General features: G+C 40.4%; 14 protein-coding genes, 28 tRNA genes and 6 rRNA genes. All 48 read right to left on the reverse strand.

Annotated features, from left to right (window positions below; translation table 11 throughout):
• Positions 1-190: 190 nt before the first annotated feature.
• On the reverse strand, positions 191-1,537 hold the full coding sequence (gene glmM / locus KXZ80_RS15135; protein WP_021431552.1) for a phosphoglucosamine mutase: 1,347 nt from the start codon (positions 1,535-1,537) through the stop codon (positions 191-193).
• A 175-nt stretch (positions 1,538-1,712) separates the two neighbouring features.
• Positions 1,713-2,273: a 2-oxoacid:acceptor oxidoreductase family protein gene (locus KXZ80_RS15140; RefSeq protein WP_021428304.1), complete on the reverse strand. Its 561-nt coding sequence runs from the start codon at positions 2,271-2,273 to the stop codon at positions 1,713-1,715.
• A 1-nt stretch (position 2,274) separates the two neighbouring features.
• The gene (locus tag KXZ80_RS15145) at positions 2,275-3,027 is read right to left on the reverse strand and encodes a thiamine pyrophosphate-dependent enzyme (RefSeq protein ID WP_021428258.1); all 753 of its coding nucleotides are present in this window, start codon (positions 3,025-3,027) and stop codon (positions 2,275-2,277) included.
• Entirely contained in the window at positions 3,027-4,109 is a 1,083-nt protein-coding gene (locus tag KXZ80_RS15150) for a 3-methyl-2-oxobutanoate dehydrogenase subunit VorB (RefSeq protein WP_021431551.1), read from the reverse strand. Before KXZ80_RS15150 ends, KXZ80_RS15145 begins: the two co-directional genes overlap by 1 nt.
• Before the next feature lie 24 nt (positions 4,110-4,133).
• Complete coding sequence (locus tag KXZ80_RS15155; protein WP_021428297.1) at positions 4,134-4,349, reverse strand: 4Fe-4S binding protein; 216 nt, start codon at positions 4,347-4,349, stop codon at positions 4,134-4,136.
• Positions 4,350-4,390: 41 nt separating this feature from the next.
• A complete protein-coding gene (locus KXZ80_RS15160) occupies positions 4,391-5,068 on the reverse strand; it encodes a hypothetical protein (protein WP_021428245.1) in 678 nt (225 codons plus the stop codon).
• Positions 5,069-5,079: 11 nt separating this feature from the next.
• Positions 5,080-6,183 (reverse strand): butyrate kinase, encoded by a 1,104-nt coding sequence (gene buk / locus KXZ80_RS15165; RefSeq protein ID WP_021431550.1) that lies wholly within the window; start codon positions 6,181-6,183, stop codon positions 5,080-5,082.
• A gap of 22 nt (positions 6,184-6,205) precedes the next feature.
• Positions 6,206-7,111 carry a phosphate butyryltransferase gene (ptb, locus tag KXZ80_RS15170; protein WP_021428341.1) on the reverse strand — a complete coding sequence of 302 codons (906 nt, stop codon included), beginning with the start codon at positions 7,109-7,111 and terminating at the stop codon, positions 6,206-6,208.
• A 136-nt stretch (positions 7,112-7,247) separates the two neighbouring features.
• Positions 7,248-8,438 carry a CdaR family protein gene (locus tag KXZ80_RS15175; protein ID WP_021431549.1) on the reverse strand — a complete coding sequence of 397 codons (1,191 nt, stop codon included), beginning with the start codon at positions 8,436-8,438 and terminating at the stop codon, positions 7,248-7,250.
• The gene (cdaA, locus tag KXZ80_RS15180) at positions 8,435-9,283 is read right to left on the reverse strand and encodes a diadenylate cyclase CdaA (protein WP_021431548.1); all 849 of its coding nucleotides are present in this window, start codon (positions 9,281-9,283) and stop codon (positions 8,435-8,437) included. The genes KXZ80_RS15175 and cdaA overlap by 4 nt, the downstream gene beginning before the upstream one ends.
• Before the next feature lie 142 nt (positions 9,284-9,425).
• Positions 9,426-9,502 (reverse strand) — tRNA-Arg (locus KXZ80_RS15185).
• Between the two features lie 9 nt (positions 9,503-9,511).
• A tRNA-Gly gene (locus tag KXZ80_RS15190) sits at positions 9,512-9,586 on the reverse strand.
• Positions 9,587-9,595: 9 nt separating this feature from the next.
• Positions 9,596-9,672: transfer RNA gene (locus KXZ80_RS15195), tRNA-Asp, on the reverse strand.
• A 9-nt stretch (positions 9,673-9,681) separates the two neighbouring features.
• Positions 9,682-9,757, reverse strand: a tRNA-Val gene (locus KXZ80_RS15200).
• Between the two features lie 5 nt (positions 9,758-9,762).
• A tRNA-Glu gene (locus tag KXZ80_RS15205) sits at positions 9,763-9,837 on the reverse strand.
• Between the two features lie 9 nt (positions 9,838-9,846).
• Positions 9,847-9,963, reverse strand: a 5S ribosomal RNA gene (rrf, locus tag KXZ80_RS15210).
• A 50-nt stretch (positions 9,964-10,013) separates the two neighbouring features.
• Positions 10,014-12,928 (reverse strand): 23S ribosomal RNA (locus KXZ80_RS15215).
• Between the two features lie 153 nt (positions 12,929-13,081).
• Positions 13,082-13,157 (reverse strand) — tRNA-Ala (locus KXZ80_RS15220).
• 123 nt (positions 13,158-13,280) lie between these two features.
• Positions 13,281-14,782: ribosomal RNA gene (locus KXZ80_RS15225) — 16S ribosomal RNA — on the reverse strand.
• Together the 16S, 23S and 5S rRNA genes with 28 tRNA genes alongside form the textbook arrangement of a ribosomal RNA operon.
• A 147-nt stretch (positions 14,783-14,929) precedes the next feature.
• Positions 14,930-15,006: transfer RNA gene (locus KXZ80_RS15230), tRNA-Met, on the reverse strand.
• Between the two features lie 13 nt (positions 15,007-15,019).
• Positions 15,020-15,095, reverse strand: a tRNA-Phe gene (locus KXZ80_RS15235).
• Between the two features lie 5 nt (positions 15,096-15,100).
• Positions 15,101-15,177, reverse strand: a tRNA-Ile gene (locus KXZ80_RS15240).
• A 5-nt stretch (positions 15,178-15,182) separates the two neighbouring features.
• A tRNA-Pro gene (locus KXZ80_RS15245) sits at positions 15,183-15,259 on the reverse strand.
• A 29-nt stretch (positions 15,260-15,288) separates the two neighbouring features.
• A tRNA-Trp gene (locus KXZ80_RS15250) sits at positions 15,289-15,364 on the reverse strand.
• Between the two features lie 10 nt (positions 15,365-15,374).
• Positions 15,375-15,451: transfer RNA gene (locus KXZ80_RS15255), tRNA-Ile, on the reverse strand.
• 7 nt (positions 15,452-15,458) lie between these two features.
• Positions 15,459-15,535, reverse strand: a tRNA-Pro gene (locus tag KXZ80_RS15260).
• An 8-nt stretch (positions 15,536-15,543) separates the two neighbouring features.
• Positions 15,544-15,635: transfer RNA gene (locus tag KXZ80_RS15265), tRNA-Ser, on the reverse strand.
• Between the two features lie 9 nt (positions 15,636-15,644).
• Positions 15,645-15,733: transfer RNA gene (locus KXZ80_RS15270), tRNA-Ser, on the reverse strand.
• Between the two features lie 2 nt (positions 15,734-15,735).
• Positions 15,736-15,811 (reverse strand) — tRNA-Lys (locus KXZ80_RS15275).
• Positions 15,812-15,823: 12 nt separating this feature from the next.
• A tRNA-Gln gene (locus KXZ80_RS15280) sits at positions 15,824-15,899 on the reverse strand.
• A gap of 7 nt (positions 15,900-15,906) precedes the next feature.
• Positions 15,907-15,983: transfer RNA gene (locus KXZ80_RS15285), tRNA-Arg, on the reverse strand.
• Between the two features lie 16 nt (positions 15,984-15,999).
• Positions 16,000-16,073: transfer RNA gene (locus KXZ80_RS15290), tRNA-Gly, on the reverse strand.
• Between the two features lie 9 nt (positions 16,074-16,082).
• A tRNA-Tyr gene (locus KXZ80_RS15295) sits at positions 16,083-16,167 on the reverse strand.
• Between the two features lie 4 nt (positions 16,168-16,171).
• A tRNA-Thr gene (locus tag KXZ80_RS15300) sits at positions 16,172-16,246 on the reverse strand.
• Between the two features lie 4 nt (positions 16,247-16,250).
• Positions 16,251-16,326 (reverse strand) — tRNA-Asn (locus tag KXZ80_RS15305).
• Positions 16,327-16,342: 16 nt separating this feature from the next.
• Positions 16,343-16,419, reverse strand: a tRNA-Asp gene (locus KXZ80_RS15310).
• A gap of 6 nt (positions 16,420-16,425) precedes the next feature.
• Positions 16,426-16,501, reverse strand: a tRNA-Val gene (locus KXZ80_RS15315).
• Between the two features lie 12 nt (positions 16,502-16,513).
• Positions 16,514-16,587: transfer RNA gene (locus KXZ80_RS15320), tRNA-Gly, on the reverse strand.
• Between the two features lie 9 nt (positions 16,588-16,596).
• Positions 16,597-16,671: transfer RNA gene (locus KXZ80_RS15325), tRNA-Glu, on the reverse strand.
• A gap of 14 nt (positions 16,672-16,685) precedes the next feature.
• A tRNA-Met gene (locus KXZ80_RS15330) sits at positions 16,686-16,761 on the reverse strand.
• Between the two features lie 15 nt (positions 16,762-16,776).
• Positions 16,777-16,865, reverse strand: a tRNA-Leu gene (locus KXZ80_RS15335).
• 5 nt (positions 16,866-16,870) lie between these two features.
• Positions 16,871-16,987: ribosomal RNA gene (rrf, locus tag KXZ80_RS15340) — 5S ribosomal RNA — on the reverse strand.
• A gap of 143 nt (positions 16,988-17,130) precedes the next feature.
• Positions 17,131-20,045, reverse strand: a 23S ribosomal RNA gene (locus tag KXZ80_RS15345).
• Between the two features lie 163 nt (positions 20,046-20,208).
• Positions 20,209-21,710 (reverse strand): 16S ribosomal RNA (locus KXZ80_RS15350).
• A gap of 215 nt (positions 21,711-21,925) precedes the next feature.
• Positions 21,926-22,129 carry a hypothetical protein gene (locus KXZ80_RS15355; protein WP_021434233.1) on the reverse strand — a complete coding sequence of 68 codons (204 nt, stop codon included), beginning with the start codon at positions 22,127-22,129 and terminating at the stop codon, positions 21,926-21,928.
• A 225-nt stretch (positions 22,130-22,354) separates the two neighbouring features.
• A complete protein-coding gene (lysS, locus tag KXZ80_RS15360; protein WP_021434234.1) occupies positions 22,355-23,881 on the reverse strand; it encodes a lysine--tRNA ligase in 1,527 nt (508 codons plus the stop codon).
• A gap of 15 nt (positions 23,882-23,896) precedes the next feature.
• Positions 23,897-24,376, reverse strand: a complete 480-nt coding sequence (gene greA / locus KXZ80_RS15365) for a transcription elongation factor GreA (RefSeq protein ID WP_021434235.1) — start codon at positions 24,374-24,376, stop codon at positions 23,897-23,899.
• Between the two features lie 101 nt (positions 24,377-24,477).
• Positions 24,478-25,446, reverse strand: a complete 969-nt coding sequence (gene dusB / locus KXZ80_RS15370; RefSeq protein WP_021434236.1) for a tRNA dihydrouridine synthase DusB — start codon at positions 25,444-25,446, stop codon at positions 24,478-24,480.
• Between the last annotated feature and the right edge of the window lie 53 nt (positions 25,447-25,499).

The raw sequence follows: 25,499 nt of genomic DNA on the forward strand, positions 1-25,499 counted from the left end.
TCAGTTTACATAAACTTTTTTTTGTACATACAATCACTTATACGGTTTGTAAAAGTCTTCCGATGGTAAACACACCGCAGAGTATCCGCCGACAATTCGATAAACTCTGTCCTCGTCAACTTAGATTTTACTAAGTTCTGGCGCTTGCAAAGTAAATACTAAAAATTAATCTTAGTATTTACTTCTGAAATTATGATAATTTCTCTTGTATCAAATTAGCTAAATTTGTAGCTAATTCTTTTAGTTGACCTTCATCTTTACCCTCTAACATAACTCTTACTAATGGCTCTGTTCCTGATGGTCTTATTAATACTCTTCCACATCCATCCATTAGTTTTTCTATTCTTTCTATTTCAGCTTTAATTTCTGGTATTTCCATATATCTATTTTTATTTTCATTTTTTATTCTAGCGTTAACTAATACTTGTGGATATTGATTCATCACCGCTGCAAGTTCTGATAAAGTTTTACCTTCTTCTTTAACTATCTGAGCTAAAACTAAAGAACTTAAAGTTCCATCTCCAGTCGTATTATAATCTAAGAAAATCATATGTCCTGATTGCTCTCCACCTAAATTATATCCGCTATTTTTCATTTCTTCTAAAACATATCTATCTCCTACAGCTGTTGTTGCTAAGTTTATGTTATTTTCCTTTGCAGCTATAACTAATCCTATATTACTCATAACTGTAACAACTAAAGTATCTTTAGCTAACTTATTGTGTTTCTTTAAATAGATTGCACTTAATATCATTATATGGTCGCCATCTACAATTTGACCCTTTTCATTTACAGCTATTAGTCTATCTGCATCTCCATCATATGCAAGTCCTAAATCAGCATTATTTCTTAATACTTCTTCTTGAAGACCTTCTGGATGTGTTGATCCGCATTTATCATTTATATTATTTCCATCTGGTGTATTGTTTATAGCTACAACATCTGCACCTAATTCTTCAAATACCATTGGCGCAACTTTATATGCAGCTCCATTCGCACAGTCTAACACAACTTTTAATCCATTAAAATCTATATTCACTATAGTTTTTAAATAATCAACGTAATCTCTTACAGCGTCATGTTCATGTATTTTTTTACCAACTTTATCTCCAGTTGGATGTACTTCCACTTTTTCTATATCATCTATATATGACTCTATTTCAAGTTCAATAGAATCATCAAGTTTATATCCATTTTCATTAAAGAATTTTATTCCATTATACTCCACTGGGTTGTGAGATGCTGATATAACTACTCCACAATCTGCATTGTAATGCTTCGTTAAGTATGCAACTCCTGGAGTCGGTATTACCCCAACAGTTATAATATCACATCCAACTGACATAAGTCCAGCTATAAGGGCTGATTCTAGCATATCTCCAGATACTCTTGTATCTTTACCAACTACAACCTTAACCTTATCTTTACCCTTAGTTAAAACATACCCTCCTGCTCTACCTAGTTTATATGCTAGCTCGCAGTTAAGCTCTGTATTAGCTATTCCTCTTACTCCGTCAGTTCCAAAATATTTTCTCATTTTTAAAAAAACTCCTTCCAGCAATAAGACTCTAATATATCACAGTTTTATACTATGTTCAATACAGGTCTTTAGTTCATAATTGTTATTTTAATATGTTTCACAAAAAAAGACAATAGTATTTACACTATTGTCTCTTTTGTGTCATTAATTAAACAAACATGACATTTTCCGACTATGCAAGCGCTTCTTGAGATTTAACTGCTTCAGCACCTTTTAGTAAAGCTGCTTTGTTTAATGGAACAAATTTTTCTTTACTTGGCCCGAAAACTTTTTTAAATGCTTCTAATACAGAATCTACTTCCACACATTTATTTAATTCTAAGTATGCTCCTAACATTATCATGTTAGCAACTCTTGGATTTCCAAGTTCTAAAGCTAATTCATTAGCTTGTATGTAGTAAGTTTTTACGTCTGTTCTTTCAACTTTTTTCTCTATTAATGAACTGTTCACTAGTATTTTACCCCCAGGAACAACATCTTTTTCAAATTTATCAAGTGAAGGTAAGTTCATAACTATAGCACAAGTTGCATCATCAGTTATAACTGGTGATCCTACTGGAGTATCAGAAATTGTTACTGAACAGTTAGCAGTTCCTCCACGCATTTCTGGTCCATATGATGGTAACCATGAAACTTCCTTTTTCTCAAGCATTCCTGCATAAGTAAGTAATTGTCCCATAGACATAACACCTTGACCACCAAATCCTGCACATATTACTCTTTCTGTAGCCATATTACTTCGCCTCCTCAACTTTAACATCTTTAATATTTCCTATTGGATAGTATGGCATCATATTATCTCTTAGCCATTGTAATGAATCTTGAGGAGTTAATCCCCAGTTTGTAGGACAAGTTGATAATACTTCTACTATACCAAATCCTAATCCAGCTAATTGAACTTCAAAAGCTTTCTTTATAGCTTTTTTAGCTTTTCTTACATTAGCAGGAGTATCTACAGAAACTCTCTCTACAAATACAGCTCTATCTAAAGTTCCTAACATTTCAACCATTCTTATAGGAGCTCCTTGTAAGTTTATATCTCTTCCACTTTGAGCTGTAGTAGCTTTTTGACCTAATAAAGTTGTTGGAGCCATTTGGCCACCTGTCATACCATATATAGCATTATTTACAAATATTGTTGTAAATTTTTCTCCTCTTGCAGCAGCATGAACTATCTCAGCAGTTCCTATAGATGCTAAGTCTCCATCTCCTTGATAAGTAAATACTACTTTATCTGGATGAACTCTTTTTATACCTGTAGCAACAGCTGGTGCTCTACCATGAGAAGCCTCTTGCATGTCACAGTTAAAGTAATTGTATGCTAAAACTGAACATCCAACAGGAGCAACCCCTATAGTATCTCCTAATACATCTAATTCTTCTAATACTTCTCCTACTAATCTATGAATTATACCATGTGTACATCCTGGACAGTAGTGAGTTTGGTTATCTGTTAATCCTTGAGTTTTCTTGAATACAAGTGTCATTATCTAGCACCTCCCATAGCAACTTGTTGAGATTGTTCTACTATTTCTTTAGCTTTTGCAGCTATTTCTGCTGGTGATGGTATCATACCACCTGTTCTTCCATAGAAGTGAACAGGTAATCTACCTTCTATAGCTAGTCTAACATCCTCTACCATTTGTCCAGTACTCATTTCTACTGTTAATAAGTTCTTAGCTTCTGGTATTTGATTAAATGCTTCAAATGGGAATGGCCATAAAGTTTTAGGTCTTATAAGACCTGCTTTTATACCTTCTTCTCTTAAACTTTCTATTGTATTTTTAACGATTCTTGAAGTAGTTCCGTATGCTACGAATACTATTTCAGCATCCTCTGTTTTGTACATTTCATATGCAGTTTCATTTTTTTCTATTTCTTTATATTTAGCATCTAAATTTATACAGTGATCTTCTAGAGATTTTGGATCTAAGTATAAAGAGTTTATTATATTTGGTTTTCTCTCCATTTTAGTTCCAACACTAGCCCAAGTTTTTGGAGCTAATTCTCTTGTTTTAGGCTTATTAAATTCTACTGGTTCCATCATTTGACCTATCATACCATCTCCAACTACCATAACTGGAGTTCTATAAAAATCTGCAACTTCAAAAGCTTCCATTACCATGTCAACAGCTTCTTGAACAGTTGCTGGTGCATAAACTGGAGTTCTATAATCTCCATTTCCTCCACCTCTTGTTGACATAAAATAGTCAGATTGAGATGGTTGTATTCCTCCAAGTCCTGGACCACCTCTCATTATATTAACAACAACACATGGAAGCTCTGCTCCTGCTGCGTATGTTATACCTTCTTGTTTTAAAGCTATTCCTGGCGAAGATGAAGATGTCATAACTCTAGCACCTGCTCCTGCTGCTCCATAAACCATATTTATCGCAGATACTTCTGATTCTGCTTGAACAAAAGCTCCTCCATTTTTTGGTAGTTCTCTAGACATATATTCTGGTAACTCGTTTTGTGGTGTTATTGGATAACCAAAGAAATACTTACAGCCAGCTTCCATAGCTGCTTTCCCTATTGCTTCGTTACCCTTCATAAGTATCTTAGCCATTTTAATTCCCCCTTAAGTTTGTATTTAGTCTCTCTCTACTGTTATAACTGCATCTGGACACATAGTTGCACAGTTTGCACATCCTACGCATTTGTCCATATCAGAAACAGAAGCTGGATTATATCCTTTTTTGTTTATTGTAGCCTTGTCTATTTCTACAATCTTAACTGGACATGCTGAAACACAAAGTGCACACCCTTTACATAAGTCTTGGTCAAAAGTAACTTTTCCCTTAGCCATTTTAATTAGCCTCCTTGAACTGTATATATTTAAACCTCATTTTACATCCAACATTCTCTCATGTATAAATTTATTGGAAATACATCCCCATCTAAGTTTGTTGGAAGTTGAGGTATTAAGCTTTCTAAACAAGTAACATACTTTATTGGTATATTAGTTATATTTGAAACTTCTTTAACTAGTTCTTGTCCTTTTAGGATGTCTTCTATAGTAGTTTCTCTAACTAAATGTGTATTATTTATAAGTCCTGTTACTTTTAATTTTGATGAATTTTCTATAGCTCGAATATGATTTATCACATCACTCGTAGTTTGAGTTTGCTCTCTATTTGCATTAACCACGCAAAACATATCATAATCGTCTTTTTCTACAAGATGACTAAATCTACCTAAGACTCTAGCCCCTACATCATCTCCGCCTACATCAATTACATAATCATACGATTTATCTGTTAAAGGCGCTGTAACTTGTGCTGATACAGCTGGTAAATCTAATGAAGTTGCTTGTATTGAACTATCTATAGGCATTATATTTTTAGATTGTAAAAAATCTCTTTTTTCTCTAGTCCTAAAGTAAACGTTTACAATATCAAGATCTGATATCGCAACTTTAGCATCAGTAAGGTCTCTAAGCTTTGTTACATAATTCATAGAAAACTCACTTTTGCCACTACCATAATGACCTATAATGATTCTAATCCTCTTGTCATTTTTTATCATATAATCACCTTTTATAATGTATTAGCAGTAGCTAATTCTTTTCCATAAACTTTGGCTTCTTCTTCTTTATTTAGAACTCTAAGACCACCTTGAGCTAATGCTATCATTTCATCTTCCCCTGGGTAAACCTTTACCTCAGCTATAAATTTAACTTTATCAATTATCATGTTCGTAAACATATTTGAGTAAGCTATTCCTCCAGTTAATAAAACTGCATCTACATCTCCATTTAACACTGATGCACAAGCTCCTATCTCTTTAGCAACTTGATATGCCATTGCTTCATAAACTAATTTAGCTTTTTCATTTCCTTCAGCAATCATAGATTCTACTTCTCTACCATCATTAGTATTTAAGTATGCTACTAAACCTCCATTGCCTTTTATTCTTTTCTTTATATCATCAAGTGAATATTCTCCACTAAAACACATTTTTACTAAGTCTCCTACTGGAAGACCCCCACTTCTTTCTGGAGAAAAAGGACCTTCTCCATCTAAAGCATTTGCAACATCTATAACTGAACCTTTTTTATGAGCTCCAACTGAAATTCCTCCACCCATATGAGCAACTATAAAATTACAATCTTCATACTTCTTATCTAAATCTTTAGCAGCTCTTCTTGCAGTAGCTTTTTGATTTAGTGCGTGGAATATACTTTTTCTTGATATTTCTGGTATACCTGATATTCTTGCTACATCATGTAACTCGTCCACTACAACTGGATCTACTATATATGAATGAACTCCTACACTATCACCTATTTCTTTAGCTATTAAGCCTCCTAAGTTAGATGCATGTTCTCCTAACACTCCTACTTTTAAATCTTCCATCATATCTTCATCTACACTGTATGTACCACCTGTTATAGGTTTTAAAAGACCACCTCTACCTACTACAGCATTTAAATCTGATACTTTTATTCCACCTTCTAATAAAGCATCTTCTATAACCTTTTTTCTGAATTCAAATTGATCTGATATTTTTTCATATTGTCCAATTTCTTCTGATGAATGTCTTAATGTCTTTTCAAATAACAAGTTTTCATTTTCAAAAACTGCTATCTTAGTTGATGTTGATCCTGGATTTATCGTTAGTATTTTAAATAAATTTGCCATATTAAGCCCCCTGTATATTCATCTATTTAACTTTTGCAGCCATTAAAACTCCTAATGCTATAGAGTTCAGCTTAGTCTCTTCACTATCAGCTCTTGAAGTTAATATTATAGGTGCCTTAGCCCCTACTATAACTCCTGCATTTTTTGTTTCAGAGAAGAATACCAATGATTTATATAGTATATTTCCAGCTTCTATATCTGGAGCTAGTAATATATCTGCTTTTCCTGCTATCGGATGACTCATCCCTTTATGTTTTGCAGCTTCTTCTGAAACAGCGTTGTCTAAAGCAAACGGTCCCCCTACTATACATCCTTTTATATCTCCATTTGCACACATTTCTTCTAAATCCTTTGCATCTACAGTATCTTGCATCTTAGGATTTACTTTCTCTTTAGCACAAATAGCCGCTACTTTTGGATTTTCTATATCTAGTGCGTGCGCAACTACGCAAGCGTTTTCTATGATTTGTTTTTTACCTTGAAGATCTGGTGATAAGTTCATAGCAGCATCTGTTATAAAGAAAAGTCTATCATATCCTTTAACATCAAAAACAGCAACATGACTTAATATATTTCCTGTTCTTAATCCGACTTCTTTATTTAAAACTGCCTTTAATATTATTGATGTGTCCACTAACCCCTTCATTACCATATCTGCTTTACCTTCAGATACTAAACTAACCGCTTTTAAAGATGCTTGAGCTAAGTCTTTTTCATCTATTAACTCATATCCATCTAAATCTATATTTAATTCCTTCGCTATCTCTTTTGTTTTTTCTATATCTCCAACTAATATTGCATTAGCTATTCCCTCTTTTTTCGCCATATCAACAGCAATTAAAACTTCTTTATCTTGAGAGCAAGCAACTGATATGATTTTAGGCCCTCTTTCTTTTGCGTATTTTATTACATCATTAAAGCTTCTCAAAACGTCACCCCATTTTATTTAAGATATCTATGAAATTGTTTTCCTTCACATTTTTATCATATATCTAAAATAAAAAAGATGCAACAAAAATTATTTATTTAACTTACTAATTTTTGTTACATCCTCTTATTTTTCGCTATATTTCTACTATTTTAGGTTCTATTTGTACATCTTTAAAATCATATTTACTTTTGTATTTTATAGGGTATTTACCTTCACCTTGAGATGTATCCGCCATATCTATATATAATTGTATATCTTTTTGGCTTAAATCCTTTATCTCATCAGAATAACTAACTGTTATTTTTATGTTTTCTGGAATTTTACTTAAATCGACCTCTTTTCCAGTTTCACTTTCTTTTGAAACAATTTCTATATCAGATTTTGAAATTAGAAACTCACTTGTTATATTTTTATTTATGTTCAACTTGATACTTGAGATTTTATTTTTAATTTTTATATCTTTAGGTATATCCAACGCTACATCTATACTATTATTATTTTTCAAATCATTAGCAGTTATAGGTTTTGTGTTTATACCATTGATATTGTCTAGTGCTTCTTTCTTTCCTTCTATAGTTATATCCTTTGGATTTATAGAATAGTTTTCTAAATTAGATTGATTAGATACACTATCATCAAATACTAACTTAACTGGAACTACCTTTTCTTGTAGAAATTTTACTGTTGCTACAACAAAATTGTCATCTAATTTAACACCTTTAACCGCATCTCCATTAGCATCTACTGGAACTAATTTTAACTTAGTTGAAAAGTCTTTATATTTATCAGATGCATCTAAAGTAGCTTTGATACTAGTAACCTTATTAACAAGAGTTCTAGGTCCACTTACATCCACAGTCTTCTTATTTGTCTCTATATTATCAATATTAATTTTTGGTTCTCCTTCAACATCTACAGATATACTTCTTTTCTCATTCACTACTTTTTCTAAGTCTAATGTTATTACATTTGGCTTGATGTCATACTTATTTACACGTTCAGGTAAATTAGCTTGTAAATACACTACATTTTTTCCTTCTTTAGGATCATCTAACCTTCCATAAATGTATATGTTATCTCTATTTATAGGCCTTAAACTAGATAAGTTAGCTCTTATAGATATATCTGCAAGTAATTCCTCTTTTGGATATATTGTTAATCCTCTTTCCTCTAGTACACTCATGTTCGTAATTGTTACAGGTATATCACTAAATGTCCTAGTTTCTACTGGATCTTCTACTGTCATAACATATAACCATAGCACTAATGCACTTAGCAATGATATTAACTTTATTTTAGTATTATTTTTTAATCTATTTTTCATCTAAATATACCACCTTTTAAAAAGCCTTTTTCTTGATCTTGATCACTAGATTTTAAATTGCTTCGTAATATATTAGTTAATCTTTCTTTAGTCATATTTCTATATAATTTTCCTGACTTAGCTATTGATACTGCTCCTGTTTCTTCTGATACTATAAGTGATAAACAATCCGAAATTTCACTTACACCTATGGCTGCTCTATGTCTTGTCCCTAAATCTTTACTTAAGTCCTTACTTTCAGTAAGTGGTAAGAAGCATGCTGCAGCCTTAACTTTTCCATCTCTAATAACAACCGCCCCGTCATGAAGAGGTGTATTAGGTATAAATATATTTATTAATAACTGTCTAGATATCTCAGCATCAATTATAGTTCCAGTATTTATAACTTCCCCTATTCTAGTATCTCTTTCCATTATTATAAGGGCACCTATTTTTTGTCTTGATAATGAGTATAGACACTCAACTATTTCTTCTATATCTTTTTTAAGCTCATCCTCTGATATAGTATAATTATTTTTACCTAAAAAAGTAAATTTAGTTCTTCCTATATATTCAAGTCCAGATCTAAGCTCTGGTTGGAATATTATAAGGACTGCAATCAAACCTACTGTTAAAGTATTTTCTAACATCCAGTATAATGTATGTAAATTAAATATTTCACTGACTTTAGTCGCCACTAAAAGAAATAACATTCCTTTCAAAACTTGCTCTGCCCTAGTATCCTTTATAAAAGTATATACTTTATAAAATATATAGGTAACGATTGCTATATCTACTATGTCTGGTATATTTACATTACTTGCTAAACTAACAAAACCTTGCCAAAAAGAATCTATATTAAACACAGTATTTTCCTCCTGTTTATAATACTTAAATTGCTTACAATATGTATTATACTATATTAATCAAGCTATATTCAATTTATATATAAAATACTTTTTTAATATAAAAAAAAGAGCTTCACAAATGTGAAACTCCTTTTACGATTGGTGAGCGCACAGGGATTCGAACCCCGGACACACGCCTTAGAAGGGCGTTGCTCTATCCAGCTGAGCTATGCACCCACGTTATAGTGGAGCGGGAAACGAGATTCGAACTCGCGACTTCAACCTTGGCAAGGTTGCGCTCTACCACTGAACTATTCCCGCTTATTAAATTGGCGACCTGGAAGGGACTCGAACCCTCGACCTCCAGCGTGACAGGCTGGCATTCTAACCAGCTGAACTACCAGGCCGCATATATATGGTGGGATTAACAGGGCTCGAACCTGTGACCCCCTGCTTGTAAGGCAGGTGCTCTCCCAGCTGAGCTATAATCCCACGACTGGTGACCCATAGGGGAATCGAACCCCTGTTACCGCCGTGAAAGGGCGGTGTCTTGACCGCTTGACCAATGGGCCTTGTTTAAAACCTAGCTACGTCCTACTCTCCCAGGCAGCTTCCCACCAAGTACCATCGGCGCTAAAGAGCTTAACTTCTGTGTTCGGAATGGGAACAGGTGTATCCTCTTTGCTATAGTAACTAGATTAGAGTTAGTACTCTAAAAACTGAATAACATTTGTAAGATTAAATAATCTTGGTCAAGTCCTCGATCTATTAGTATCGGTAAGCTACATACATTGCTGCACTTACACCTCCGACCTATCAACCAGGTAGTCTTCCTGGGATCTTACCCTTACGGTGGGAAATCTTATCTTGAAGTTGGCTTCGCGCTTAGATGCTTTCAGCGCTTATCCATTCCGTACATAGCTACCCAGCCATGCCCTTGGCAGAACAACTGGTACACCAGAGGTACGTCCATCCCGGTCCTCTCGTACTAAGGACAGGTCTCCTCAAATTTCCTACGCCTGCGACGGATAGGGACCGAACTGTCTCACGACGTTCTGAACCCAGCTCGCGTACCACTTTAATGGGCGAACAGCCCAACCCTTGGGACCTACTACAGCCCCAGGATGTGATGAGCCGACATCGAGGTGCCAAACCTCCCCGTCGATGTGGACTCTTGGGGGAGATAAGCCTGTTATCCCCAGGGTAGCTTTTATCCGTTGAGCGATGGCCCTTCCATGCGGAACCACCGGATCACTAAGTCCGACTTTCGTCCTTGCTCGACCTGTATGTCTTGCAATCAAGCTCTCTTCTGCCTTTACACTCTACGCACGATTTCCGACCGTGCTGAGAGAACCTTTGAGCGCCTCCGTTACTCTTTGGGAGGCGACCGCCCCAGTCAAACTGCCCACCTGACAGTGTCCCAATACCTGATTCAAGGTATCTGGTTAGAATCTCAGTACTACAAGGGTGGTATCCCAAGGATAGCTCCACCGAGACTGGCGTCCCGATTTCATAGCCTCCCACCTATCCTGTACATGTAGCACCAAAATTCAATGTCAAGCTACAGTAAAGCTCCATGGGGTCTTTCCGTCCTGTCGCAGGTACCCGGCATCTTCACCGGGATTACAATTTCACCGAGTCTGTTGTTGAGACAGTGCCCAAATCGTTACGCCTTTCGTGCGGGTCGGAACTTACCCGACAAGGAATTTCGCTACCTTAGGACCGTTATAGTTACGGCCGCCGTTTACTGGGGCTTAAGTTCACTGCTTCGGATAAATCCTAACAGATCCCCTTAACCTTCCAGCACCGGGCAGGCGTCAGCTCCTATACATCGTCTTGCGACTTAGCAGAAACCTGTGTTTTTGGTAAACAGTCGCTTGGGCCTATTCTCTGCGGCCACCTCGGGCGTTAACCCTAACGTGGCACCCCTTCTCCCTAAGTTACGGGGTCATTTTGCCGAGTTCCTTAACAACAGTTCTCTCGCTGGCCTTAGGATACTCTCCTCACCCACCTGTGTCGGTTTGCGGTACGGGCACCTTTAATCTCGATAGAAACTTTTCTCGACAGTGTGAAATCAGCTACTTCGCTACTTAATTTCGCTCCCCATCGTACCCCAGCATTATCATGGCGGATTTGCCTGCCTTGACTGCCTCAGTACTTAGCCACACATAACCAACAGTGTGGTTAGCTTATCCTACTGTGTCATTCCATCTCTCAAACGATTATCGGTGGTACAGGAATCTCAACCTGTTGTCCATCACCTACGCCTTTCGGCCTCGGCTTAGGTCCCGACTAACCCAGGGCGGACGAACCTTCCCCTGGAAACCTTGGGTTTACGGCCCGTGGGATTCTCACCCACGTCTCGCTACTCATGCCAACATTCTCACTCCTATACTGTCCACACGTCCTTACGGTCATGCTTCAGCCTGCATAGGAAGCTCCCCTACCTATCATAAATGATATCGTAGCTTCGGTAGTAAGTTTTAGCCCCGGTAATCTTCGGCGCAGGATCACTCGACCAGTGAGCTATTACGCACTCTTTAAATGAGTGGCTGCTTCTAAGCCAACATCCTGGTTGTCTATGCAATCCCACATCCTTTACCACTTAACTTACATTTAGGGACCTTAGCTGACGATCTGGGCTGTTGCCCTCTCGACTATGAATCTTATTACCCACAGTCTGACTCCCAAGTATAAAATAACGGCATTCGGAGTTTGATAATCTTCGGTAAGCGCAATGCCCCCTAGGATATTCAGTGCTCTACCTCCGTATTTCTCAACCTTGAGGCTAGCCCTAAAGCTATTTCGGGGAGAACCAGCTATCTCCGAGCTCGATTGGAATTTCACCGCTATCCACAAGTCATCCCCGAGCTTTTCAACGCTCGTGGGTTCGGACCTCCACGAAATTTTACTTTCGCTTCATCCTGCTCATGGATAGGTCGCTCGGTTTCGGGTCTACGACAGCAAACTTAACGCCCATTTAAGACTCGCTTTCACTACGGCTCCATACCTTAAGTACTTAACCTAGCTTACTATCGTAACTCGTTGGCCCGTTCTACAAAAAGTACGCGGTCACACATATAAAGTGCTTCCACAGCTTGTAAGCGCAGGGTTTCAGGTTCTATTTCACTCCCCTCCCGGGGTTCTTTTCACCTTTCCCTCACGGTACTATGCGCTATCGGTCACTAAGTAGTATTTAGCCTTGGAGGATGGTCCCTCCTGCTTCCCACAGGGTTTCACGTGTCCCGTGGTACTCTGGATCATATCTAAAGAATTATCGTTTCAACTACGTGGCTATTACACTTTATAGCGGAGCTTTCCAACTCTCTTCGTTTACGATGACCTCTTGTTTGTGATATGTCCGCAACCCCAGCGAAGAAAACTTCACTGGTTTGGGCTGTTCCGCGTTCGCTCGCCGCTACTTACGGAATCGAATTTCTTTCTTTTCCTCCGGGTACTTAGATGTTTCAGTTCCCCGGGTTCCCCTCACTAAGCTATGTATTCACTTAATGATACTTAGACATTACTCTAAGTGAGTTTCCTCATTCGGAAATCTTCGGATCAAAGTTTACGTGCAACTCCCCGAAGCTTATCGCAGCTTATCGCGTCCTTCATCGGCTCTTAGTGCCAAGGCATCCGCCCTGCGCCCTTAATAACTTGACCAGTTATCAAAAGTGTTATTTTTTAAAGAGTTTTCTTCTCTTATATTGGTTTATTTAATCATCACTAAATGTTATGCAGTTTTCAAAGTACTAAAATATATCGCCAACGTCTATTCGCTAATACAGCTCATATCCCGTTGCTAAAAGTTCAATATGGTGGAGATGAGGAGGATCGAACTCCTGACCCCTTGCGTGCAAGGCAAGTGCTCTCCCAGCTGAGCTACACCCCCATATTCCCTTTTTCGACAAAAATATATTACCATTTTAATATAATTTCGTCAATATTTTTTAAGATTTTTTCAAAAAAAAATTGAAAAACTCTCAAAATTAAACAGTAGGCAATTACTCCTTAGAAAGGAGGTGATCCAGCCGCACCTTCCGATACGGCTACCTTGTTACGACTTCACCCCAGTCATTGGTTTCACCTTCGACGGCCGCTTCCTAAAAGGTTAGCTAACCGGCTTCGGGCGCCCCCAACTTCCATGGTGTGACGGGCGGTGTGTACAAGACCCGGGAACGCATTCACCGCAGCATTCTGATCTGCGATTACTAGTAACTCCAGCTTCATGTAGGCGAGTTTCAGCCTACAATCCGAACTGAGAATGGCTTTAAGGGATTAGCTCCACCTCGCGGCTTGGCAACCCTCTGTACCACCCATTGTAGCACGTGTGTAGCCCTAAGCATAAGGGGCATGATGATTTGACGTCATCCCCACCTTCCTCCGAGTTATCCTCGGCAGTCCCTCTAGAGTGCCCAACTTAATGCTGGCAACTAAAGGCAAGGGTTGCGCTCGTTGCGGGACTTAACCCAACATCTCACGACACGAGCTGACGACAACCATGCACCACCTGTCACCACTGTCCCCGAAGGGAAATCTCCGATTAGGGAGAGGTCAGTGGGATGTCAAGCTTAGGTAAGGTTCTTCGCGTTGCTTCGAATTAAACCACATGCTCCGCTACTTGTGCGGGTCCCCGTCAATTCCTTTGAGTTTCACTCTTGCGAGCGTACTTCCCAGGCGGAGTACTTAATGCGTTAGCTGCGGCACCGAGGGGGGTAACCCCCGACACCTAGTACTCATCGTTTACGGCGTGGACTACCAGGGTATCTAATCCTGTTTGCTCCCCACGCTTTCGTGCCTCAGTGTCAGTTACAGTCCAGAGAGCCGCCTTCGCTACTGGTATTCCTCCTAATATCTACGCATTTCACCGCTACACTAGGAATTCTACTCTCCTCTCCTGCACTCAAGTTCTCTAGTTTCAAAAGCTTACTACGGTTGAGCCGTAGCCTTTCACTTCTGACTTAAAAAACCACCTACGCACCCTTTACGCCCAGTAATTCCGGATAACGCTAGCCCCCTACGTATTACCGCGGCTGCTGGCACGTAGTTAGCCGGGGCTTCCTCCTCAAGTACCGTCATTATCTTCCTTGAGGACAGAGCTTTACGACCCGAAGGCCTTCATCGCTCACGCGGCGTTGCTGCATCAGGCTTTCGCCCATTGTGCAATATTCCCCACTGCTGCCTCCCGTAGGAGTCTGGACCGTGTCTCAGTTCCAGTGTGGCCGATCACCCTCTCAGGTCGGCTACTGATCGTTGCCTTGGTAAGCCATTACCTTACCAACTAGCTAATCAGACGCGGGTCCATCCTGTACCGCCGGAGCTTTGATACAAAAGTCATGCGACTTCCGTATGTTATCCCGTATTAGTATACCTTTCGGTATGTTATCCGTGTGTACAGGGCAGGTTACCCACGCGTTACTCACCCGTCCGCCGCTCTCTCCGAAGAGATCGCTCGACTTGCATGTGTTAGGCACGCCGCCAGCGTTCATCCTGAGCCAGGATCAAACTCTCAAATATAATTTAAAAAGTTGTCCATCGCTCAGCTAATCATTATCTGAATATCTGGCTTGGTTGTTTGTGTTTAATTCTTAAAAAAGAATTTTTATAATTAACCTACTGTTTAATTTTCAAAGTTCTTAAATATGTTTAAGTATATTTCTTAGATGGTAGCGGTAACAGGAGTCGAACCTGTGACCTTTCGGGTATGAACCGAACGCTCTAGCCAACTAAGCTATACCGCCACAGTTATATAAATGGTGCCCAGAGGCGGAATCGAACCACCGACACGGGGATTTTCAGTCCCCTGCTCTACCGACTGAGCTATCTGGGCATTTCTGGTGGGCCTAGCTGGACTCGAACCAGCGACCTCACGCTTATCAGGCGTGCGCTCTAACCACCTGAGCTATAGGCCCCCAATTGGTCGAGGTGGAGGGACTCGAACCCCCGGCCCCATGGTCCCAAACCATGTGCGCTACCAAACTGCGCTACACCTCGATATAATCTTATTTATATAATTGTTTTAGTGGCAGGGGTGGAGGGACTCGAACCCCCGGCGCACGGTTTTGGAGACCGACGCTCTACCAACTGAGCTACACCCCTATGCATTTTTTGGTGGACCTTCAGGGACTCGAACCCCGGACCTACCGGTTATGAGCCGGGCGCTCTAACCAACTGAGCTAAAGGTCCACTTTATTGGTCGAGGTGGAGGGACTCGAACCCCCGGCCCCATGGTCCCAAACCACGTGCGCTACCAAACTGCGCTACACCTCGACAATTACTGGCGGAGAAGGAGGGATTCGAACCCTCGCACCGGTTAACCCAGCCTAATCCCTTAGCAGGGGATCCTCTTGAGCCACTTGAGTACTTCTCCATATTAATTTGGCGGAGAGGGTGGGATTCGAACCCACGGCCCCTTTCGGAGTCACTGGTTTTCAAGACCAGCTCCTTAAACCACTCGGACACCTCTCCATTGGTGATCCATCCGCGACTCGAACGCGGGACACCCTGATTAAAAGTCAGGTGCTCTACCGACTGAGCTAATGGATCATTTTATTTACTTGGCAGGGGATGCAGGACTCGAACCTACGCATGTAGCAGTCAAAGTGCTATGCCTTACCGACTTGGCGAATCCCCTATAAATGTGGTGAGCGCACAGGGATTCGAACCCCGGACACACGCCTTAGAAGGGCGTTGCTCTATCCAGCTGAGCTATGCACCCACATTATATGTTGTTCTGGAGCGGGTGAAGGGGATCGAACCCTCACAGCCGGCTTGGAAGGCCGGAACTCTACCATTGAGCTACACCCGCATATTTAATTGGTGGAGGATGGTGGATTCGAACCACCGAAATCGTCGATAACAGATTTACAGTCTGCCCCCTTTGGCCGCTCGGGAAATCCTCCACGTTGGAGCTAGTGATAGGAATCGAACCTACAACCTGCTGATTACAAGTCAGCTGCTCTACCGTTGAGCCACACTAGCATATTGGCGGGAATAACAGGACTCGAACCTGTGACCCATTGATTAACAGTCAATTGCTCTACCAACTGAGCCATATTCCCACATATTTGATTATTTTGGCGACCTGGAAGGGACTCGAACCCTCGACCTCCAGCGTGACAGGCTGGCATTCTAACCAGCTGAACTACCAGGCCGCAATTTGGTGGGACTAACAGGGCTCGAACCTGTGACCCCCTGCTTGTAAGGCAGGTGCTCTCCCAGCTGAGCTATAGTCCCATATGTTTATTCTGGAGCGGGTGAAGGGGATCGAACCCTCACAGCCGGCTTGGAAGGCCGGAACTCTACCATTGAGCTACACCCGCATATTTAATTGGTGACCCATAGGGGAATCGAACCCCTGTTACCGCCGTGAAAGGGCGGTGTCTTGACCGCTTGACCAATGGGCCTTATATAATTTTAATGGTTGCGGAGGCAAGACTCGAACTTGCGACCTTCGGGTTATGAGCCCGACGAGCTGCCAACTGCTCCACCCCGCGATGTTTTTGTTAAAATGGTGCCGAAGACCGGAATCGAACCGGTACGAGAGGTAAGTCCCGCAGGATTTTAAGTCCTGTGCGTCTGCCAGTTCCGCCACTTCGGCACATCACCTAGCTACGTCCTACTCTCCCAGGCAGCTTCCCACCAAGTACCATCGGCGCTAAAGAGCTTAACTTCTGTGTTCGGAATGGGAACAGGTGTATCCTCTTTGCTGTAATAACTAGATTATGTTGTTCTGTTTTGAACAAGTATTATATTAACATTTTAATTAAAAAATGTCAATATATTTTTTAAAGATATTTAAGTAAAGTAATATCCTAGAGTTAGCACCCTGAAAACTGAATAACATTTATTAAGATTAAATAATCTTGGTCAAGTCCTCGATCTATTAGTATCGGTAAGCTACATACATTGCTGCACTTACACCTCCGACCTATCAACCAGGTAGTCTTCCTGGGATCTTACCCTTACGGTGGGAAATCTTATCTTGAAGTTGGCTTCGCGCTTAGATGCTTTCAGCGCTTATCCATTCCGTACATAGCTACCCAGCCATGCCCTTGGCAGAACAACTGGTACACCAGAGGTACGTCCATCCCGGTCCTCTCGTACTAAGGACAGGTCTCCTCAAATTTCCTACGCCTGCGACGGATAGGGACCGAACTGTCTCACGACGTTCTGAACCCAGCTCGCGTACCACTTTAATGGGCGAACAGCCCAACCCTTGGGACCTACTACAGCCCCAGGATGTGATGAGCCGACATCGAGGTGCCAAACCTCCCCGTCGATGTGGACTCTTGGGGGAGATAAGCCTGTTATCCCCAGGGTAGCTTTTATCCGTTGAGCGATGGCCCTTCCATGCGGAACCACCGGATCACTAAGTCCGACTTTCGTCCTTGCTCGACCTGTATGTCTTGCAATCAAGCTCTCTTCTGCCTTTACACTCTACGCACGATTTCCGACCGTGCTGAGAGAACCTTTGAGCGCCTCCGTTACTCTTTGGGAGGCGACCGCCCCAGTCAAACTGCCCACCTGACAGTGTCCCAATACCTGATTCAAGGTATCTGGTTAGAATCTCAGTACTACAAGGGTGGTATCCCAAGGATAGCTCCACCGAGACTGGCGTCCCGATTTCATAGCCTCCCACCTATCCTGTACATGTAGCACCAAAATTCAATGTCAAGCTACAGTAAAGCTCCATGGGGTCTTTCCGTCCTGTCGCAGGTACCCGGCATCTTCACCGGGATTACAATTTCACCGAGTCTGTTGTTGAGACAGTGCCCAAATCGTTACGCCTTTCGTGCGGGTCGGAACTTACCCGACAAGGAATTTCGCTACCTTAGGACCGTTATAGTTACGGCCGCCGTTTACTGGGGCTTAAGTTCACTGCTTCGGATAAATCCTAACAGATCCCCTTAACCTTCCAGCACCGGGCAGGCGTCAGCTCCTATACATCGTCTTGCGACTTAGCAGAAACCTGTGTTTTTGGTAAACAGTCGCTTGGGCCTATTCTCTGCGGCCACCTCGGGCGTTAACCCTAACGTGGCACCCCTTCTCCCTAAGTTACGGGGTCATTTTGCCGAGTTCCTTAACAACAGTTCTCTCGCTGGCCTTAGGATACTCTCCTCACCCACCTGTGTCGGTTTGCGGTACGGGCACCTTTAATCTCGATAGAAACTTTTCTCGACAGTGTGAAATCAGCTACTTCGCTACTTAATTTCGCTCCCCATCGTACCCCAGCATTATCATGGCGGATTTGCCTGCCTTGACTGCCTCAGTACTTAGCCACACATAACCAACAGTGTGGTTAGCTTATCCTACTGTGTCATTCCATCTCTCAAACGATTATCGGTGGTACAGGAATCTCAACCTGTTGTCCATCACCTACGCCTTTCGGCCTCGGCTTAGGTCCCGACTAACCCAGGGCGGACGAACCTTCCCCTGGAAACCTTGGGTTTACGGCCCGTGGGATTCTCACCCACGTCTCGCTACTCATGCCAACATTCTCACTCCTATACTGTCCACACGTCCTTACGGTCATGCTTCAGCCTGCATAGGAAGCTCCCCTACCTATCATAAATGATATCGTAGCTTCGGTAGTAAGTTTTAGCCCCGGTAATCTTCGGCGCAGGATCACTCGACCAGTGAGCTATTACGCACTCTTTAAATGAGTGGCTGCTTCTAAGCCAACATCCTGGTTGTCTATGCAATCCCACATCCTTTACCACTTAACTTACATTTAGGGACCTTAGCTGACGATCTGGGCTGTTGCCCTCTCGACTATGAATCTTATTACCCACAGTCTGACTCCCAAGTATAAAATAACGGCATTCGGAGTTTGATAATCTTCGGTAAGCGCAATGCCCCCTAGGATATTCAGTGCTCTACCTCCGTATTTCTCAACCTTGAGGCTAGCCCTAAAGCTATTTCGGGGAGAACCAGCTATCTCCGAGCTCGATTGGAATTTCACCGCTATCCACAAGTCATCCCCGAGCTTTTCAACGCTCGTGGGTTCGGACCTCCACGAAATTTTACTTTCGCTTCATCCTGCTCATGGATAGGTCGCTCGGTTTCGGGTCTACGACAGCAAACTTAACGCCCATTTAAGACTCGCTTTCACTACGGCTCCATACCTTAAGTACTTAACCTAGCTTACTATCGTAACTCGTTGGCCCGTTCTACAAAAAGTACGCGGTCACACATATAAAGTGCTTCCACAGCTTGTAAGCGCAGGGTTTCAGGTTCTATTTCACTCCCCTCCCGGGGTTCTTTTCACCTTTCCCTCACGGTACTATGCGCTATCGGTCACTAAGTAGTATTTAGCCTTGGAGGATGGTCCCTCCTGCTTCCCACAGGGTTTCACGTGTCCCGTGGTACTCTGGATCACATCTAAAGTCTTCTCGTTTCAACTACGTGGCTATTACACTTTATAGCGGAGCTTTCCAACTCTCTTCGTTTACGATACCTCTTTGTTGATGATGTGTCCGCAACCCCAGCGAAGAAAACTTCACTGGTTTGGGCTATTCCGCGTTCGCTCGCCGCTACTTACGGAATCGAATTTCTTTCTTTTCCTCCGGGTACTTAGATGTTTCAGTTCCCCGGGTTCCCCTCACTAAGCTATGTATTCACTTAATGATACTTAGACATTACTCTAAGTGAGTTTCCTCATTCGGAAATCTTCGGATCAAAGTTTACGTGCAACTCCCCGAAGCTTATCGCAGCTTATCGCGTCCTTCATCGGCTCTTAGTGCCAAGGCATCCGCCCTGCGCCCTTAATAACTTGACCAGTTATTAAAAGTGTTATTTTTTGAAGAGTTTTCTTCTCTTATAATTGGTTTATTTAATCATCACTAAATGTTATGCAGTTTTCAAAGTACTAAAGTACAATTAAGTACTAATTTTGAGAACAATAAGCTCTCAAAATTAAACAGTAGGCAATTACTCCTTAGAAAGGAGGTGATCCAGCCGCACCTTCCGATACGGCTACCTTGTTACGACTTCACCCCAGTCATTGGTTTCACCTTCGACGGCCGCTTCCTAAAAGGTTAGCTAACCGGCTTCGGGCGCCCCCAACTTCCATGGTGTGACGGGCGGTGTGTACAAGACCCGGGAACGCATTCACCGCAGCATTCTGATCTGCGATTACTAGTAACTCCAGCTTCATGTAGGCGAGTTTCAGCCTACAATCCGAACTGAGAATGGCTTTAAGGGATTAGCTCCACCTCGCGGCTTGGCAACCCTCTGTACCACCCATTGTAGCACGTGTGTAGCCCTAAGCATAAGGGGCATGATGATTTGACGTCATCCCCACCTTCCTCCGAGTTATCCTCGGCAGTCCCTCTAGAGTGCCCAACTTAATGCTGGCAACTAAAGGCAAGGGTTGCGCTCGTTGCGGGACTTAACCCAACATCTCACGACACGAGCTGACGACAACCATGCACCACCTGTCACCACTGTCCCCGAAGGGAAATCTCCGATTAGGGAGAGGTCAGTGGGATGTCAAGCTTAGGTAAGGTTCTTCGCGTTGCTTCGAATTAAACCACATGCTCCGCTACTTGTGCGGGTCCCCGTCAATTCCTTTGAGTTTCACTCTTGCGAGCGTACTTCCCAGGCGGAGTACTTAATGCGTTAGCTGCGGCACCGAGGGGGGTAACCCCCGACACCTAGTACTCATCGTTTACGGCGTGGACTACCAGGGTATCTAATCCTGTTTGCTCCCCACGCTTTCGTGCCTCAGTGTCAGTTACAGTCCAGAGAGCCGCCTTCGCTACTGGTATTCCTCCTAATATCTACGCATTTCACCGCTACACTAGGAATTCTACTCTCCTCTCCTGCACTCAAGTTCTCTAGTTTCAAAAGCTTACTACGGTTGAGCCGTAGCCTTTCACTTCTGACTTAAAAAACCACCTACGCACCCTTTACGCCCAGTAATTCCGGATAACGCTAGCCCCCTACGTATTACCGCGGCTGCTGGCACGTAGTTAGCCGGGGCTTCCTCCTCAAGTACCGTCATTATCTTCCTTGAGGACAGAGCTTTACGACCCGAAGGCCTTCATCGCTCACGCGGCGTTGCTGCATCAGGCTTTCGCCCATTGTGCAATATTCCCCACTGCTGCCTCCCGTAGGAGTCTGGACCGTGTCTCAGTTCCAGTGTGGCCGATCACCCTCTCAGGTCGGCTACTGATCGTTGCCTTGGTAAGCCATTACCTTACCAACTAGCTAATCAGACGCGGGTCCATCCTGTACCGCCGGAGCTTTGATATAAAAGCCATGCGACTTTCGTATGTTATCCCGTATTAGTATACCTTTCGGTATATTATCCGTGTGTACAGGGCAGGTTACCCACGCGTTACTCACCCGTCCGCCGCTCTCTCCGAAGAGATCGCTCGACTTGCATGTGTTAGGCACGCCGCCAGCGTTCATCCTGAGCCAGGATCAAACTCTCAAATATAATTTAAAAAGTTGTCCATCGCTCAGCTAATCATTATCTGAATATCTGGCTTGGTTGTTTGTGTTTAATTCTTTAAAAAAGAATTTTTATAATTAACCTACTGTTTAATTTTCAAAGTTCATTTTTTCTTTTGTGTTTCGTCCGTTTCTTAAGGACAAGTAATACTATATCACCTTTATTAAATACCGTCAACACTTTTTATAATTTTTTTTAAATTATTTTGCAATTTTTTCTTGATAATATTCTCTACTTCTTTTAACCCTAGTATTTGCAACCCTCTTACCTTTAGTATTCGCATTAATTTTTTTAGATTTACTCCTATTAAAATCTCTTATAATTTCTGAACTTATATGAATCATAACTTGTACAACTAATCCCATAACAGATAAAAGGCACATCCAATTAATTAAATTTTTCATATCAAATCCTCCTAAATTTTTATTAATACTTACTTCTAAATTTTTATTCCATTTTCCTTTATATACTTTTCATCATTACTTCTCATTTTCTAATATTATCTTTCAGTTTTTTTCAGCATTTAATATTTGTTCTCAAAATTATATATCACTATTAATTTTTTACTGTTGAATTAAACATAAAAAAACCTTTCTAAAATATTATTTAGAAAGGTTCTAATCTATTATTTACTCTTCTATTTCATCTGCAGAGTTTTCTTTTATAGGTTTCATTGTAGGGAATAATATAACGTCTCTTATAGATGGAGCGTTTGTTAATAACATAATAACTCTATCTATTCCTATTCCTAGCCCACCTGTTGGAGGTAGCCCTACTTCTAGTGCATTTACAAAATCTTCGTCCATATCACAAGCTTCATCGTCACCTAATTCTTTCTTTCTTAATTGATCCATAAATCTTCCTTTTTGATCTATAGGGTCATTAAGTTCAGAGAAAGCATTTGCTAACTCCCACTTATTAGCGAAAGCTTCAAATCTATCTGTTCTTCTCGGATCCTCTACGTTTCTCTTAGCAAGTGGAGAAACTTCTACTGGATGATGAGTTATAAATGTAGGTTGAATTAACTTATCTTCACCAAATTCTTCGAATAAAGCGTTGATAACTTCTCCTCTTCTCATACCAGGAGTTATTTCTATACCTTTTTCTTTAGCTACTTCTAATGCTTCTTCATCAGTATCTATAGTAGCGAAGTCTACTCCAGCATACTCTTTTACACATTCTTCCATAGTCATTCTTCTCCATGGAGGTGTAAAGTCTATTTCTGTTCCTTGATAATCTATTTTCATGCTTCCAGTTGCAGCTTCAGCCATATGAGCTATTACATTTTCAGCTATTTCCATCATATCTGTATAATCTGCATATGCTTGGTATAATTCTATAGCAGTATACTCAGGGTTATGTTTAATTGACATACCTTCATTTCTAAACATTCTTCCCATTTCATACACCTTATCAAACCCACCAACTATAAGTCTCTTTAAGTATAATTCGTTAGCTATTCTTAAATACATTGGTATATCTAATGTGTTATGATGAGTTATAAATGGTCTAGCATTCGCTCCACCAGCTATAGTATTTAATATAGGAGTCTCAACTTCTAAGAATCCTCTTTCATCTAAATAAGATCTTAAAGCTTTCATAGCTTTAGTTCTTGTAACGAAAGCATCTTTAACTTCTGGGTTAACTATTAAATCAACATATCTTTGTCTGTATCTTAAATCTTGATCTTTTAATCCATGGTATTTTTCTGGAAGAACTTGAAGAGACTTAGTTAATAATTTTACATCATTAGCTTTTATAGATATCTCTTCTTTCTTAGTTTTAAATACTTCTCCTTCGATACCTATTATGTCACCTATATCATATGTAGAGAACACAGCATATTCTTCTTCACCTATTCTATCTAATCTTACATAACACTGTATTCTTCCTTCTTGATCTTGTATGTCTATAAATCCAGCTTTACCTTGTATTCTCTTACTCATTATACGTCCAGCTAGTTTAACAACCTTACCTTCAAAAGTTTCAAAGTCATTCTTTATATCTGTAGAACAGTTAGTTCTATCATATCTACTTATATGGAATGGATTTCTTCCCATCTCTTGTAATTTAGCTAATTTTTCTCTTCTTACTTTAAGCACTTCTGTAAGTTCTTCTTTAGCTTGATCATTAACGTTTTGTTGATCATTATTCATTTGTATACCTCCAGATTATCTTCTTATTTCTAATATCTCGAATTTAGCAATACCATCAGGAACTTGAACATCTACTACTTCTCCTTTAGCTCTACCTAAAAGAGCTTTTCCTACAGGTGATTCGTTAGATATTTTACCTTCATATGGATCAGCTTCTGCAGAACCAACTATTGTGTATTCTACTTCTTCTTCGAACTCCATATCATTAACTTTTACTATAGATCCTATAGTAACTATATTTGAATCTATTTTAGATTCATCTATTATAACTGCTTTTCTAAGCATATTTTCAAGCTTCATTATTCTTTCTTCAACTTGTGCTTGCTCATTTTTAGCTTCGTCGTATTCAGCATTCTCTGATATATCTCCGAAAGATATAGCTACCTTTATTCTCTCTGCAACTTCTCTTCTTCTTACTGATTTCAGATGCTCAACCTCATCTTCTAGTTTTTGATGTCCTTCTTGAGTTAATAATATTTCCTTATTATCTTCCATAACCCCTACAACTCCTTCTCTTTGATTTTTATTTAACATTAAACAAAATTAATTTTATATCTTATACTATTTATGCGCTATATTATAAATTACTATCATCCTTATGTCAAGGAGTGTGATAAGTAGTCACATAGCTTGTTTACTACTTCTTCATAGCTTTCTATTTTGTTAATTTCATCTCTTAATCTAGCTGAACCTCTAAGCCCTTTTAAGTACCATGCAATATGCTTTCTCATTTCTCTTACAGCTACATATTCTCCGTGTTCATCTATTGCTAATTTAAGATGTTTTAAAGCTGTATTTATTTTTTCTTCACCTGTAGGCTCCGGTAAAATTTCTCCTGTTTTCATATAATGGTTTATTCTTTTGAATATCCATGGGTTACCTTGAGCTCCCCTACCTATCATTATAGCATCACAATTAGTCTTATTTATCATATTTATAGCATCTTCAACTTCAAAAACGTCTCCATTACCTATTACAGGTATGTTTATACTTTCTTTTATTTTAGCTATTATATCCCAGTCTGCTTTTCCTGAGTAATACTGTTCTCTAGTTCTTCCATGTATAGCCAACGCACTTATCCCAGAAGCTTCTGCGATTTTAGCTATTTCAACTGCATTTATATTATTGTCATCCCAGCCTTTTCTAATCTTTAAAGTAACAGGTTTTTTAGAGTTCTTTACAACAGACTTTAAAACTTCTTCAGCTAACTTAGGATTTTTCATAAGAGCTGATCCATCTCCATTTTTTATAACCTTAGGAGCTGGACATCCCATGTTTATATCTAGTATTTCATTAGGGTATTCATTTAGTATTTCTGCTGCTCCTCCCATAAAAGCTGGATCCGAACCAAAAATTTGCACTGCTACCGGATGTTCTTCCTCTTCTATTTTAAGCATTTTTTTCGTGTTTTGATCATCATAACAAAGCGCTTTTGCATTTATCATCTCTGTGTATAACATTCCACAGTCTTGTTCTTTACATATAAGTCTAAAAGGTAAATCTGTTACTCCTGCCATAGGAGATAAAAATACTTTATTGTCTAACGTAACATTTCCTATTTTCATATACGGTCTCCTTTATTAATATATTTTATTATAAATATACCCAATTTATTTAA

Origin of the sequence: Paraclostridium bifermentans (assembly GCF_019916025.1) — a bacterium.
GTDB classification, from domain to species: Bacteria; Bacillota; Clostridia; order Peptostreptococcales; family Peptostreptococcaceae; genus Paraclostridium; species Paraclostridium bifermentans.

What these genes read in the sequence shown, in the direction of transcription:
- KXZ80_RS15160 (WP_021428245.1), bottom strand. Translation starts at nt 5,068, where the DNA reads ATGATAAAAAATGACAAGAGGATTAGAATCATTATAGGTCATTATGGT.
- KXZ80_RS15145 (WP_021428258.1), bottom strand. Translation starts at nt 3,027, where the DNA reads ATGACACTTGTATTCAAGAAAACTCAAGGATTAACAGATAACCAAACT.
- KXZ80_RS15155 (WP_021428297.1), bottom strand. Translation starts at nt 4,349, where the DNA reads ATGGCTAAGGGAAAAGTTACTTTTGACCAAGACTTATGTAAAGGGTGT.
- greA (WP_021434235.1), bottom strand. Translation starts at nt 24,376, where the DNA reads ATGGAAGATAATAAGGAAATATTATTAACTCAAGAAGGACATCAAAAA.
- KXZ80_RS15175 (WP_021431549.1), bottom strand. Translation starts at nt 8,438, where the DNA reads ATGAAAAATAGATTAAAAAATAATACTAAAATAAAGTTAATATCATTG.
- glmM (WP_021431552.1), bottom strand. Translation starts at nt 1,537, where the DNA reads ATGAGAAAATATTTTGGAACTGACGGAGTAAGAGGAATAGCTAATACA.
- KXZ80_RS15355 (WP_021434233.1), bottom strand. Translation starts at nt 22,129, where the DNA reads ATGAAAAATTTAATTAATTGGATGTGCCTTTTATCTGTTATGGGATTA.
- buk (WP_021431550.1), bottom strand. Translation starts at nt 6,183, where the DNA reads ATGGCAAATTTATTTAAAATACTAACGATAAATCCAGGATCAACATCA.
- dusB (WP_021434236.1), bottom strand. Translation starts at nt 25,446, where the DNA reads ATGAAAATAGGAAATGTTACGTTAGACAATAAAGTATTTTTATCTCCT.
- lysS (WP_021434234.1), bottom strand. Translation starts at nt 23,881, where the DNA reads ATGAATAATGATCAACAAAACGTTAATGATCAAGCTAAAGAAGAACTT.
- KXZ80_RS15150 (WP_021431551.1), bottom strand. Translation starts at nt 4,109, where the DNA reads ATGGCTAAGATACTTATGAAGGGTAACGAAGCAATAGGGAAAGCAGCT.
- KXZ80_RS15140 (WP_021428304.1), bottom strand. Translation starts at nt 2,273, where the DNA reads ATGGCTACAGAAAGAGTAATATGTGCAGGATTTGGTGGTCAAGGTGTT.